The 13,323-nt window shown below is 44.9% G+C and carries 12 protein-coding genes and 2 pseudogenes; 11 read left to right on the top strand and 3 right to left on the bottom strand.

From position 1 onward, the window contains the following. Positions 1-123: 123 nt before the first annotated feature. From dinG to G511_RS0118350, 8 genes and pseudogenes are all read left to right on the top strand, one after another. Positions 124-2,247, top strand: coding sequence for an ATP-dependent DNA helicase DinG (gene dinG, locus G511_RS0118385; RefSeq protein WP_028470941.1), 2,124 nt, complete (start codon positions 124-126; stop codon positions 2,245-2,247). Positions 2,248-2,249: 2 nt separating this feature from the next. Further along, positions 2,250-3,581: pseudogene (gene rhlB, locus G511_RS23385) on the top strand (ATP-dependent RNA helicase RhlB); the annotation flags it as partial. 334 nt (positions 3,582-3,915) lie between these two features. Next, positions 3,916-4,131: a hypothetical protein gene (locus G511_RS0118375; protein WP_028470940.1), complete on the top strand. Its 216-nt coding sequence runs from the start codon at positions 3,916-3,918 to the stop codon at positions 4,129-4,131. A 30-nt stretch (positions 4,132-4,161) separates the two neighbouring features. Beyond that, positions 4,162-5,193 carry an NAD(P)H-dependent glycerol-3-phosphate dehydrogenase gene (locus G511_RS0118370; RefSeq protein ID WP_028470939.1) on the top strand — a complete coding sequence of 344 codons (1,032 nt, stop codon included), beginning with the start codon at positions 4,162-4,164 and terminating at the stop codon, positions 5,191-5,193. Then, a complete protein-coding gene (locus G511_RS23380; protein ID WP_051222223.1) occupies positions 5,193-5,639 on the top strand; it encodes a SixA phosphatase family protein in 447 nt (148 codons plus the stop codon). Before G511_RS0118370 ends, G511_RS23380 begins: the two co-directional genes overlap by 1 nt. Before the next feature lie 40 nt (positions 5,640-5,679). Beyond that, a complete protein-coding gene (locus tag G511_RS0118360) occupies positions 5,680-6,519 on the top strand; it encodes an alpha/beta hydrolase (RefSeq protein WP_028470938.1) in 840 nt (279 codons plus the stop codon). A 55-nt stretch (positions 6,520-6,574) separates the two neighbouring features. Next, on the top strand, positions 6,575-7,420 hold the full coding sequence (locus tag G511_RS0118355; RefSeq protein WP_028470937.1) for a DUF4892 domain-containing protein: 846 nt from the start codon (positions 6,575-6,577) through the stop codon (positions 7,418-7,420). A 2-nt stretch (positions 7,421-7,422) separates the two neighbouring features. Further along, positions 7,423-8,319: a patatin-like phospholipase family protein gene (locus G511_RS0118350; protein ID WP_028470936.1), complete on the top strand. Its 897-nt coding sequence runs from the start codon at positions 7,423-7,425 to the stop codon at positions 8,317-8,319. A gap of 72 nt (positions 8,320-8,391) precedes the next feature. Here the strand turns inward: G511_RS0118350 and folE are convergent, their stop codons facing one another. Beyond that, positions 8,392-8,931 (bottom strand): GTP cyclohydrolase I FolE, encoded by a 540-nt coding sequence (gene folE, locus G511_RS0118345; RefSeq protein WP_028470935.1) that lies wholly within the window; start codon positions 8,929-8,931, stop codon positions 8,392-8,394. An 86-nt stretch (positions 8,932-9,017) separates the two neighbouring features. After that, positions 9,018-9,584, bottom strand: a complete 567-nt coding sequence (locus G511_RS0118340) for a Smr/MutS family protein (RefSeq protein ID WP_028470934.1) — start codon at positions 9,582-9,584, stop codon at positions 9,018-9,020. Positions 9,585-9,656: 72 nt separating this feature from the next. Here G511_RS0118340 and prmB point away from each other — a divergent pair, with 72 nt between their 5' ends. The 3 genes from prmB (at position 9,657) to speE (ending at position 12,862) form a co-directional block, all read left to right on the top strand. Then, positions 9,657-10,574: a 50S ribosomal protein L3 N(5)-glutamine methyltransferase gene (gene prmB, locus G511_RS0118335; RefSeq protein ID WP_028470933.1), complete on the top strand. Its 918-nt coding sequence runs from the start codon at positions 9,657-9,659 to the stop codon at positions 10,572-10,574. Positions 10,575-10,623: 49 nt separating this feature from the next. Further along, positions 10,624-11,718 carry a chorismate synthase gene (aroC, locus tag G511_RS0118330; RefSeq protein WP_028470932.1) on the top strand — a complete coding sequence of 365 codons (1,095 nt, stop codon included), beginning with the start codon at positions 10,624-10,626 and terminating at the stop codon, positions 11,716-11,718. Between the two features lie 289 nt (positions 11,719-12,007). Next, positions 12,008-12,862 carry a polyamine aminopropyltransferase gene (gene speE / locus G511_RS0118320; protein ID WP_028470930.1) on the top strand — a complete coding sequence of 285 codons (855 nt, stop codon included), beginning with the start codon at positions 12,008-12,010 and terminating at the stop codon, positions 12,860-12,862. Between the two features lie 86 nt (positions 12,863-12,948). On the opposite strand, the pseudogene G511_RS24960 reads toward speE, so the two are convergent. Further along, positions 12,949-13,323: pseudogene (locus G511_RS24960) on the bottom strand (hypothetical protein); the annotation flags it as partial.

Below are 13,323 nucleotides of genomic sequence, written 5' to 3'. Positions count from 1 at the left end.
TGCCTGTTTATTTATACAGTATCTGTGATTATATACAGCAGGTAAGTGATGTAAAGTAATTTTCTGTTTATATATCCAGTATCTTGGTATGATCCACGCCAAATGTTATTCAGGTAGTTTGTCTTGCTTAGTGATGCTCTTAAAAACTCTATACAGGCTTCTTATCGACGCTTTTTAGCGGACCGTGAGATGAAGCCGCGTTACGGCCAAAAAATGATGATTGCGCATGTAGCGCGAACACTCGGTGCTATAGAGATAGATGAGAAAGGTGAGCGAGTTAATGAAAATCACCTCTGTGTGATTGAAGCAGGAACCGGCACGGGTAAGACCATGGCCTACCTGCTTAGCGCTATTCCTATTGCTCAGTCACAGTCCAAATCTTTAGTTATCTCGACTGCGACCGTTGCATTGCAAGAACAGCTGTTAAATAAAGACCTACCTGAAGTGGCTCGTCTATTAGGGGAGTCAGTTAATTATGTACTGGCTAAAGGTAGAGGGCGTTATTTTTGTATTTCACAAGCTGAAAAGCTTTTAGACTCTCAAAATCAAACGGGCCAAATTGCGCTATATGAAGATGAGATTACGCAAAATGTAGACCCTTCATTGTTGGTATTTTATCAAGAGTTGCTGGGTAAATTTGCAGCAGGTGAGTGGGACGGAGATCGAGACAGTTTGGCTCAAGAAATTGAGGCCACAAACTGGGCCCCTCTAACGAGTGATCATACGCGTTGTACTAATAGACGTTGTAGTAATTTCTCTGTATGTCCTTTTTATAAGTCTAGAGACTCTATGGATAAGGCCGACATTGTTGTGGCTAATCATGATTTAGTCTTGGCTGATTTGTCATTAGGTGGCGGTGCGATTTTGCCTGAACCTGCTAATACCGTTTATATATTTGATGAGGCTCACCATCTCTCATCTAAGGCAACGGGGCACTTTGCTTATACAATGCGTGTTAAAGGCACGCAACGTTGGTTGAAGTCATCCGTTAAGCAGCTAGATGCTATGCTAGACGAGTGTGATAACAATGCTGTATTGGCGCAATATGTTGAGCGTATGACGCCTGCACGGCAAGATATTGATATAGCACTAGATCAATTGCATAGTGACTTGCGGATAATGTTAATGGATGGCGTCCAGCGCCCTGCATCCGAACGCTTTCGTTTTCCAAAGGGTGTGCTTCCAGAAACAATGATGCGTAGCACAAAAGATATTGCTTCAGCAGCAGAGCGTTGGATGTTAAAAGCTGAGCAAATTGTTGATGTGCTTAAAGAAGCGTTAGATGGAGGCGTTCCTGAGATTAATCGGGACGTAGCAGAACGCTGGTATCCTCGTATGGGCTTGCTTTGGATGCGCGCTCAGTCTTTGTATTGGCTAAACAGAAGTTACGCTGTTGCTGATCCTGAAGGCGTTGCGCCAACAGCACGCTGGATTAATTTAGTGGATGCGAGTGATGGTGTTGATTTTGAGTGTCGAAGTAGCCCAGTTTCGGCAGCGGAAACATTACAAGAGCACCTTTGGTCCAGTTGCTTTGGTGCTGTGTTAACGTCAGCAACGATGACGGCACTAGGGCACTTTAATCGTGTGATTCATGAGTTAGGTTTGCCGTCTGATGTGTTGTGTGAGCGTCTGCCAAGCCCATTTAATTACCCGCAAGCAGCGGTATTATCGGTTCCGCGTATGGAGTCAGACCCTGGTAAACCAGAAGAACACACCAAAGAAGTTATCAGTATCCTTAATCAGGGTTTGGCGAGCGCAGCTGCGACACTGGTATTATTTAGCTCATGGCGACAAATGTTTACTGTGTTAGAAAAGCTTGAGAGTACGATTCGTAGTAAGGTGTTGGCTCAAGGTGATTTAACCAAGAACGAAATTATTAGAAAGCATAAAGAGATCATTGATGCAGATAAGCCTAGTATCATTTTTGGTCTGGCGTCTTTTGCAGAAGGAGTGGATCTGCCAGGCAAGTACCTGACAGAGGTTATTATTACTAAATTGCCGTTTGGTGTGCCAGACGATCCTGTTGATGCCACGATGGCTGAGTGGATAGAGCAACGAGGTGGTAATGCATTTATGGAGTGGACTGTACCTGAGGCGTCAATGCGTTTGACGCAGGCTACAGGTCGACTCTTACGTACCGAGCAGGACAGTGGTCGGGTTATTTTATTAGATAGACGTGTAGTGACGCGCCGTTATGGCCGGCAATTGCTGGATGCGTTGCCTCCTTTTCGTCGTGAAATCAGTTAAAAGTGAGTAATACATTGGAAGAATTAAACCCGGGTAACACGAAAGAGTCGACTACCGAAAAAGATAATGGAAAAGTAAAAAGCGAGCGTAAAGATAAGCGCCGTTCATCTAGTCGTTCTCGTAAGCCTGCAAAAAGCAGCGCTTGGACACCAAACGATTCTAAGGTTGCTGTTGCTGAAGGTAAGAAGCGTTTCCATGATTTTTCACTTCCAGATCAGCTTATGCATGCGATCCATGATCTTGGTTTTGAATATTGTACGCCAATACAGGCGGATACCATTAAGCCAGCTTTAGCGGGAAAAGATATTATCGGTAAGGCGCAAACAGGTACAGGGAAAACTGCTGCTTTCTTAGTGGGCATTATTACTGACTTGTTAGATTTTCAGCTTGAAGATAAGCAGCGCCAGGGTGAGCCTCGAGCACTTATTATTGCGCCAACACGTGAGCTCGCTTTGCAGATTGCTGCTGATGCAGTGCTGTTGTGTAAATACACGGATATAAACGTAGTTTCTATTGTGGGTGGCATGGACTATGAGAAGCAGCGTAAAGAACTAAAAGCGGGGCCTGTGGGTATTTTGGTTGCTACGCCGGGTCGTTTGATTGACTTTGTACGCTCTAAAGAAGTCGACCTGCATAACGTTGAAGTGCTTGTTTTAGATGAAGCAGATCGCATGTTGAGCATGGGCTTCATACCTGATGTTAGAACGATTATCCGTAATACGCCGCGTAAAGGTGATGAGCGCCAGACTCTACTTTATAGTGCAACTTTCACTGATGATATCATGAGCTTAGCGCGTCAGTGGACCGATGAGCCGGTTCAGATTGAGATCGAAGCTGAGCGCCGTTCAACAGAAAATATTAGTCAAAAAGTCTTTCTTGTTTCTAGTCACGAGAAATACAAATTATTACGTAATTACATCCGTTTGAATAATATTGAACGTGTTATCGTTTTCGGGAACCGTCGTCATGAAACCCGTGATCTTGCAGAGAAGCTTAAAAGAGACGGTGTTAGAGCTGCCTTGATGTCTGGGGAGATTCCTCAGCACAAAAGGGTTAAAACGCTTGAGGACTTTAGGAACGGTAAAATTGAAGTGTTGGTAGCAACGGATGTTGCTGGGCGTGGCATCCATATTGATGGTGTTACTCATGTTGTTAACTACCAGTTGCCTGAAGATGCAGAAGATTATGTGCATCGTATTGGGCGCACCGGTAGAGCGGGAGCAACAGGGACTTCGATCTGTTTCGCGTGTGAGAATGATTCTTTTATGATCCCAGACATAGAAGAAGAAACCGGTGTTAAATTAGAATGTATTCACCCTAGCGAAGAGTTGTTGGCAGACCCTAATGCTCATAAAGCAAAAGCAGCAGCACCGGTAGCTGCGGTTGCAGTTGAGCCGGTAGTGGAAACGGCTGATAACGTTGAAGAAAGCGCTCAGAAAAGCGTGGAAGAGGTGGCTGAAAAGCCTCCAGCTGAAACTTTTGTTGCTTCAACCCAGGAGCTGCCTGAAAAAGATGTTACTCAGGAAACTTCTCAAGAAGTCGTTGAACAAGCGCCAGTGGCCAAGCTTGATACGACTCCAGAGCAAGTAGAGCTGTCTTTGGCATCGCCTGAGGTTGCAGAGCCGGCTAGTGTTGTATCAAACGAAGATGGGGAGAAGAATCGTTCCGATGTCTGAAGATCGACATAAAACGCGCTTAATTGCGCGCATATTAGCTATCGTAGTCAGTGCGCTTTTTGCTGTTTTTGCAGTGGCTGGCTATCAGCATACGGGTGATATCACGCAGTTATTGGTGTTTTTAGTGATCTCGGTTGCTGCTTACGGTGTGGTGATCTTTATCTTTAAAGGTATCGATAAGCTGTTAGATAGTATTGGTGATCAGTAGCAATGAATAATCTGTAATAAGGGCGAACACATGAATGCAGTGCAGCAGAAAGTTGCTGTGTTAGGGGGTGGTAGTTTTGGGACTGTCATCGCCAATATAATGGCAGAAAAAGGAATTAAAGTTTCTCAATGGATGCGTGATTCCATTAGGGCTGAAGAGATTAACCAGCAGCATATGAATACACGCTACTTGCCAGACTACCCTTTATCAGAGGATTTATGGGCAACGTCAGATATTGAGCTGGCGTTAACAGAGGCTACGCTTGTTTTTGTTTCTATCCCAAGTCAAAGTTTTCGCTCGGTTGTGCAGTTAGCCAAGCCTTTTTTAAAGACAGGGCAGATGGTGATTAGTACCACTAAAGGGATTGAAGGCGAAACTTTCAGCTTAATGAGCGAGATTCTTAAGGATGAGTTGCCAACGGCTAAAGTCGGTGTTTTGAGTGGCCCGAACCTAGCGAAAGAAGTCGCTAAGCATCAGTTAACCGCAACTGTGATTTCGAGTGATGATGAGGCGCTACGTACCGATGTTCAGGCAGCTCTACATCAGTCTTACTTTCGAGTCTATGCCAGCTCTGATATGTATGGTGTTGAGCTGGGGGGGACGCTCAAAAATATTTACGCGATTGCTGCGGGCTTAAGTGCTGCGTTAGGCATGGGTGAAAATACTAAGAGTATGTTGTTAACGCGCAGTCTCGCTGAGATGAGCCGCTTTGCTGTCAGCATGGGAGCAAACCCTATGACGTTTCTTGGGCTTGCTGGCGTGGGTGATTTGATAGTTACCTGTATGTCTCCTTTGAGTAGAAACTATCGCGTGGGTTATGCGCTCGGCAGCGGAGAAAACTTAGAAGAAGCGGTTGAGTCTCTAGGTGAAGTAGCTGAGGGTGTGAATACCATTCGCATCATTAAAGCTAAAGCTGATGAGTTACAAATATATATGCCGTTAGTTTCTGGCTTGTATGAAGTAGTGTTCAATGGTGCGCATGTTCAAGAGGTTGTTAAAGCCTTAATGATGAATGAGCAAAGCTCTGATGTGGAATTTGTACTCCCTAGGGGGGCTATCTAATGTTAATCCTGATGCGCCATGGAGAGGCTAGTTGGAAGGCTTCGAGCGATCAAGAGCGCATCTTGACGGATGCAGGGGTTGCTTATGTTGATCGGCAAATAGCGCATTATCAGCAATCTCTCTTAACTGTAGAAAAAATTATCAGTAGTTCTTACGTTAGGGCTAAGCAAACGGCTTCTCAGGTACATAACCTTATACCTGAGGCGCAATGGGTGCTTGATGATCGTTGGTCGCCTGATGCGCCGCTCAGTGATGCGATAGCAGCATTAGAAGAGCATTGGGTTGATAACTTACTTGTTGTTACGCACCAGCCACTTATTGGCTATGCTGTTCCTTTTTTGGCTGAGGGGGTAGTGCATACTCCTGAACCATTGCTTCCTGGGCAATTGGTGGCTCTTGATCTTTTGTGGCCAGCCTCAGCTTCCGCTATCCGTTTATCTTTATAAATCTGAAGCTTTCTGTGTAAAGCTCTGCTAATTTATTAGTATGAATGAAAGACAATTTCGACTCGACGAGTTAACGCTGCATGCATTGGAATCTGGTGAAGGTCAGAAAAAGGTCATTGTAGCGCTCCATGGGTGGCTAGATAATGCGGCTACTTTCAATGAAATCCGAAAACACTTTAGTGATTACCATTTTATTGCGCTGGATTTAATGGGGCATGGGATGACAGATCATCGTCCTGCGTCAATGCCGTATTATATTTGGGATAATGTAAGCGATCTGCTGTTGGTACTCAATCATCTAGGGCTAGATAAAGTTACATTGCTTGGGCACTCAATGGGGGCCAGTATTGCAACGTTATTTGCGGGAGCGTTCCCTGACCGTGTAGGACGTCTTTATTTAATTGAAGGGCTGGCTCCGCTGGTTTATGAGGCACCTGAGCTCCCTGCTTTGATGGGGGATGCTATTCTTAAGCGGCGCAGGATGAAATCAAAAAGCCTCAGGCCTTACCCCGATAAAGAAACTGCTATTAATATTCGTATGCAAGGGCGTTGGCCGGTGAATCGTCAGGCGGCAGAGTGGTTGATAGAAAGGGGGTTGAAGCATGTTGAGCAAGGTTATATTTGGCGTAGTGATCCTGGTTTGATGCTGCCATCGTTATTGCGTATGAGTGAAGATCAGGTTAACGCGTTTTTGCAAGCGGTGACGGCCCCTGTTCGTATTTACCTAGGCGATAGTGGGATCCATGATGAATCATGGGTGCCAAGAATCGCACAAATTAAAGCAGTAAATGTTATAGATTTAAAAGGTAATCATCATCTGCATCTCGAGCCTTTGGCGGCTAAGCTGATTGCAGAAGATATCAAAACTAGTATTGAGTGAATGTTTTAGATAAATAGTGTTCTAACTTTCAAATAGTCATAAGGGTTGTTTGCTGATGTGGTTAACAAGGATTTGCTCACTTATATTGGTATTAGGTTCGTCAATTGCTTATGCAACAGATGATCTTACAGGGTCTGCGGATGACGGCGTTTTAGAGCGGTTCAGAGGATCTTGGATAGTAAATTACAAAACGGCACCTCTAACAGATTATGCGCTGCCTTTAGGTGGTGTTGAACAGGTTAATGGTGTTGAGCGACTGGAACGCGAAGAGCGTATTACTGGCCGCCTGACACGTATCAGTTACCGTATTCCTGAAGGTAATAAGACACGTAAAGTTTTTAATTTCTTCAAAACTCAGCTTGAAATGAAAAAAGCCGAAATTCTTTTTTCCTGTCAGGGGCGAGAGTGCGGAAGCAGTAACTATTGGGCTAATGATGTTTTTGATTTCTCCAAACTTTATGGTGTTGAGCGTTCACAGTACTATCTAGCGGCGCGGCTACCGGGTGTCACCGTGTTGATGTATACGGTTGAACGAGGAAATCGCAAGTTGTATGCACATATTGATGTGATTGAAACCGATGCCGTTGCGCGTATAACAACAACCATCAAAAGAGAGGGCTATGTCGGTCTTTCAGTTAACCAGTTGCCTGATATGGGCTTGCTCGAAAAGTTAGTGAGTCAATTAGAGACGCATACACAAGACATTACGTTAGTTGTTCACCACAAAGGGGAGACGCTAGCACTTGGCGGTGAGCTTGGCACTGCTAAAGCGTTACAGTTACGTCAAGCACTTACCGGGCGTCAGATGGCCGGTGTATCTGTTCAGTCAGTGGGTGCCCTTGCGCCTTCTGTATTGAAGCAAAACCAGATGGTGGTTGTTCTCGTCTCCGGCGCGCCTTAGTTATGACAAGTGTTTCTTTGGTGCTGGGTAGCGGAGGGGCTCGCGGGTATGCACATATTGGTGTAATTGAAGTCCTTGAGGCAAGGGGTTACCAAATCAATTGCATCGCTGGCAGTTCAATGGGAGCCTTGGTGGGTGGTTTATATGCCGCTGGCGCACTTGAAGAATATACAGAGTGGGTAGAGGGCTTGTCTCGGCTGCAGATTTTGCGTTTGCTGGACCTAACATTTGGAATAGGTGCTATCCGCGGAGATAAATTATTTCAAAGAATAAGAGAGATGGCGGGTGATCCGGACATCGAGTCTTTGCCCATCCCTTTTACCGCGGTCGCAACCGATATAGTGCACCAGAAAGAGGTGTGGTTTCAGCGCGGCTCATTGCAGGCTGCCATTAGAGCATCTGCTGCTGTTCCGGGTGTGTTCACACCGGTTGTTGACGCCCATCGAGTACTAGTTGATGGCGGTGTATTGAATCCTTTACCAATTATTCCTACGGTTGCTGCGCGCTCTGACTTGATTATTGCAGTGGATTTAAACGGTAGTCCTGTAATGCCTGATATAGAGTTACCTAAAGGCGATGAGCCGTTTGAGGGGGATTTATTTGCTCATAGCTCTATTGATGAAGAGATGTCAGATGATGGGCGCGTAGTGCAATTGCTGCATGGAGAGGCAGAGAGCAAGGTTAAGCTCGATAGTAATTTAGATATCATTATGAGTTCGCTTGAAGTAATGCAAGGAGCGTTAACGCAATATAAGGTTGCGGGCTATCGTCCAGATTTATTGATAAACATACCGACTGAGATTTGTCGTTTTCACGACTTTCATCGAGCCAGTGAAGTTATTGACGAAGGGCGTCGCGTAGCAATTGAATGCTTGGATAAAATTGAAAGGCGTTCTTGATAGTCGGGCTTTTAAGGTTTGATACGTATAGCTACTAATGAAGTTAGTAGCTATACGTGGATTGCTCAACTACTAAGAAAGTAGAGAGAGAAATTCTGAGCGAGTTTCAGGTTTCGATCTGAAAGTACCTAGCATCATGGATGTTTTCATAGATCCGTTCTGCTTTTCAACACCGCGCATCATCATGCACATATGTTTTGCTTCGATTACTACGCCAACGCCTTTGGCGCCTGTCATTGACATAATCGCATCGGCGATTTCTTTTGTCATGTTCTCTTGGATTTGTAGTCGGCGAGCGTACATGTCAACTATGCGTGCAATTTTGGATAGTCCAATTACCTTGCCGTCTGGGATATAAGCGACGTGAGCTTTGCCGATGAAAGGCAGTAAGTGATGCTCGCATAGTGAGTAAAGCTCAATATCTTTAACGAGAACCATTTCGCTATTATCAGATGGGAAAAGGGCATTGTTTACCACTTCTTCAAGGTTTTGCTGATATCCGCGTGTCAGGTAGGCCATTGCTTTTGCCGCGCGAGCAGGAGTATCGACTAAGCCTTCACGGCTAAGATCTTCGCCTACTTGTTCGATAATGGTAGCGTATGCTTTTTCCATCACTGATGAATACCCTCTGTAATATGAGTCAAAAAAAATGCTAAGTTACGCGAACATGACAGTTTCGTAAAGTAGCCATTATTAATTTATTGCCTGTTTTGTTTCAACAGTATGTAAAGTGCGCCAGAGCCACCATCTTTAGGTTGCGCTGAACAAAATGCGAGTACTTGAGAGAGTTGTCTTAACCAGTCATTTACATAGGATTTTAGTACAGGCTGCTGGCCTGATTGGCTAAATGCTTTTCCATGAATAACCATGACTGAGCGCATACTTTGGCGTTGAGAGTCTCTAATAAAAGCGCTGAGCTCGTCTCTAGCGGTATCTACTGTCATGCCATGCAAGTCAATGCCTGCTTCCCAGGGGGTATGCCCTTTGCGAAGGCGTTTCATCGCACTGATTTGTATGCCTGGGGCTGCAAAAATTAGTTCTTCGTCAGATTCTACTATTTCGACGACTTCGCTAGAGAGTCCGTCAATAACTTGTTCTGTTTCTGCTTGAGCCATAGCGCGATGGTAAGCCCGCTGTTTATCCTTGCGTATAGGGCCATTGGTTCGCAAGACAGTCTTGTCGTGCTTTATAGGTGAAACATCTCCCATTACCTCGCTAAAAGAGATTTCTGGGTCAGTCTTGCTTGAGTTTATTTTGTCAGACATAGCACCGAACACGTGAATTCATTAAACTGTCTGGTTTAAACCAAATCAGATCTAGGTATTATCCCGATAGTTATGATGATTGATCAAGAGCAGGTTGCAACTGAATTACAAACAGTGCGCGATTTTATACGTTGGACGTGTAGTTTACTGAATGAGCATAAGGTTTATTTGGGGCATGGTAATACTAATACGTGGGATGAGGCCGTGCAGTTGGTTATGGCCGGCGTTTACCTTTCCTGGAATAGTGATAAAACGGTGCTAGATGCGCGTTTGATGGCGCCTGAAAAAGCTCGAGTTATTGACTTTGTTCGCCAGCGTGTCGAAGCACGTAAGCCGTTGCCTTACATTACTAATGAAGCATGGTTTATGGGTATGCCTTTCTACGTTGATGAGCGAGTGCTTATTCCACGTTCACCCATTGCGCAATTAATAGAAACAGAGTTCTCTCCATTTTTACGAGAAGGTCGGGTTGAGAGAGTACTAGACCTTTGTACCGGCAGCGGCTGTATTGGTATTGCGTGTGCTTATGCCTTTGAAGAGGCGCAAGTAGACTTAATTGATATCTCTGTTGAGGCACTAGTAGTTGCACAGAAAAATATCGAGCAGCATGAGCTAGAAGAGCAGGTTACTGCTATTCAGGGTGATTTGTTTGAAGCGGTCGGCGGTCAGAAGTATGATTTGATTGTTTCAAACCCCCCTTATGTTGATCAGCAAGACTTTGAAGGTATGCCGCAAGAATATCATCATGAGCCGGAGCTAGCGTTAACCTCTGGAAACGACGGCTTAGATCTTACGCGTTCTATTTTACGAGAGGCTTGTGATTATCTTACAGATGATGGGCTTTTGGTTGTTGAAGTTGGTAATAGCGAAGTTCACCTGATGACAGAGTTTGCGCATGTGCCATTTACTTGGGTTGATCTACCTGAGGGTGGTAACGGCGTATTTGTGATTACTGCGCAAGAGTTAAAGCATTTTCGCGACGAATTTTGATTCGGGCGTTATAATGAATCAGCAGATTTAATAGAGAGAATTATAGATAATGTCGGGAAATAGTTTTGGTAAGCTGTTTACAATAACGTCTTTCGGTGAGAGTCATGGTCCAGCTTTGGGGTGTATCATTGATGGTTGCCCTCCTGGAATTGAGATATCAGAAGCTGATTTGCAGCGCGATTTGGATCGACGTAAACCTGGTACATCCCGTCATACTACTCAGCGTCGTGAGGCGGATGAGGTGCAAATTCTTTCTGGTGTTTTTGAAGGGAAAACAACGGGTACGTCTATTGGTTTGTTAATTCAAAACACCGATCAGCGCTCTAAGGATTACTCAAACATTGAAGAAACCTTCCGTCCAGCGCACGCTGATTATGTTTATACGCATAAATATGGTTTTCGTGATTACAGAGGCGGTGGCCGCTCATCTGCACGTGAAACGGCAATGCGTGTTGCAGCAGGCGGTATTGCCAAGAAGTATCTCGCCAGTAAAGGTGTAGATATTCGTGGCTACTTATCTCAGTTGGGCCCTATTTCGATTGATGAGAATAATTTTAACTGGGATCAAATTGAACAAAACCCATTCTTCTCTCCTGATACTGTAGCAGCAGAAAAAATGGAAGTGTATATGGATGAGCTTCGTAAAGAAGGAAACTCTGTAGGCGCTAAAATTTCTGTTGTGGCTTCTGGTGTTCCGGTAGGGCTAGGAGAGCCGATTTTTGATCGCTTAGATGCAGAGCTTGCGCATGCGTTAATGAGTATTAACGCAGTGAAAGGAATCGAGATTGGTGATGGTTTTGCTGCTGTTGAGCAAAAAGGCACTGAGCACCGTGATGAAATGACGCCTGAAGGGTTTCTTTCAAATCATGCTGGTGGCATTTTGGGTGGTATTTCTACGGGGCAAGATATTGTTGCACATATAGCGCTTAAGCCTACATCTAGCTTGAGGCTGCCGGGGCGTAGCATTAATATCAAAGGTGAGCCGATTGAAGTTGTTACAAAAGGGCGGCATGACCCTTGTGTTGGGATTCGAGCGACACCTATCGCTGAAGCGATGATGGCCATTGTCTTGATGGATCATTTTTTGCGCCACCGTGCACAAAACGCTGATGTTGAATGTGCTACGCCGGTTATTTCTGGCTAACTTAAAATTTAAGGAGAGGCGAGAACGCTCGAATAAGCATGGTTGTTATAATGATGGTGGCCGTTTTTCTTGCGTTAATCGTGTGAAACAAGGTAAAAGATTGGCTTTGTTTGTTAGGTGCCCGGCTTTGGCTGGGCATTTTATTTTCTGGCAGAGCGTTAGGCAGTTGCTTAGGAAATGCTGGTTTGCTCGAAGGGGTAAATAGCGTGGTATTTAAGGTCGCTTGTTCTTATGGTTATAAGTGCAAGTTAATGAAAAAAATTATGCAGTACGAAGATGGGCTGAATTGATGACTACTACCTTTCTAGAAACACTTTATGATGGCTATGGGCAGTCGTACACTGTCGAAGAGATTTTGTTTGAGCAACAAACTGATTCTTGGCATTTGATTATTTTCCGTAATAAAGAGTTCGGTACAGTTATGGCGCTGGATGGAATTATTCAGACAACTGAGCGTGATGAATTTATTTATCATGAAATGCTGACGCATGTGCCATTGTTTGCACACGGTAATGCTAAGCGTGTACTAATTATTGGCGGTGGCGACGGCGGCATTCTGCGTGAGGTTCTCAAGCATCCTGAGGTTGAGCATGCGACTCAAGTTGAAATCGACCAATCTGTTATCGATATGTGTAAGACTTATCTGCCTAAGCATTCTAATGGAGCGTATGACGATCCAAGAGCAAACATTGTTATTGCTGATGGTATTGAGTTTGTTTGTGAAACCGATGAAAAATTTGATGTCATTATTTCTGACTGTACGGATCCAGTTGGGCCGGGCGAAGTTCTTTTTAGTAGCCGTTTTTATGAAGGTTGTAAACGTTGCTTGAACGATGGGGGCGTCTTTGTTGCGCAAAATGGCGTTGTTTTCATGCAAGTAGATGAAGTGCAAACAACGCGTCGCCGTTTAAGCCCGTATTTCGCTGATCAAACGTTTTATTGCACAGCAGTGCCTACTTACATTGGTGGTAATATGACGCTGGCTTGGGGGGCTGATGATGCGGCCTTGCGTAATGTCTCGGTTGAAGTGTTGGGGCAGCGTTTTGCGCAAGCAGGAATCAAGACTCGCTACTATAACCCTCAGATGCACGTGGCTGCTTTTGCGTTGCCGCAGTATGTGATTGAAGCACTCGCAGAAGTCTAGTGCTTGTATAGATGTAAAAAAACCGGCTAATGCCGGTTTTTTGTATCTGTTAAAGAGCGCCAGCTAAAGCGTGACGCTCTTTAGGTTTACTCGCTAGGTGCTTCCGCGTTTAGCTTGGCAGCCTCTTCCGCTTGGCGGCGACGGATTTCCCTAGGGTCGTTAGGTGCGCGAGTTGTGCGTCGAGCTCTGCGAGGAGCTCGCTCAGTCGGTTTCTCTTGAGTTGCTTCAGTCGTTGCTACAGGAGCTTCTTCGACTGTAACTTCTTCTGCTGTTACCGCTTCTTTCACTGTTGCGGTGGCTTCAGAGCTATCGGCGACAGTAGAGGAGATTTCGTTAGTAGTAGTTTCAGCAGTGCTATTATTGCTTGCTTCATCTGCTTGAGTACTTTCTACTGTTTCAGCAACTTCAGCAACTTCAGCAACTTCAGCAACTTCAGCAACTTCAGCAACTTCAGCAACTTC

The sequence above is a fragment of the Neptunomonas japonica DSM 18939 genome (assembly GCF_000422765.1).
Lineage (GTDB): Bacteria > Pseudomonadota > Gammaproteobacteria > Pseudomonadales > Balneatricaceae > Neptunomonas > Neptunomonas japonica.
Note: the sequence above shows the minus strand (reverse complement) of the source record. Positions and strands in the feature narration are given on the sequence as shown.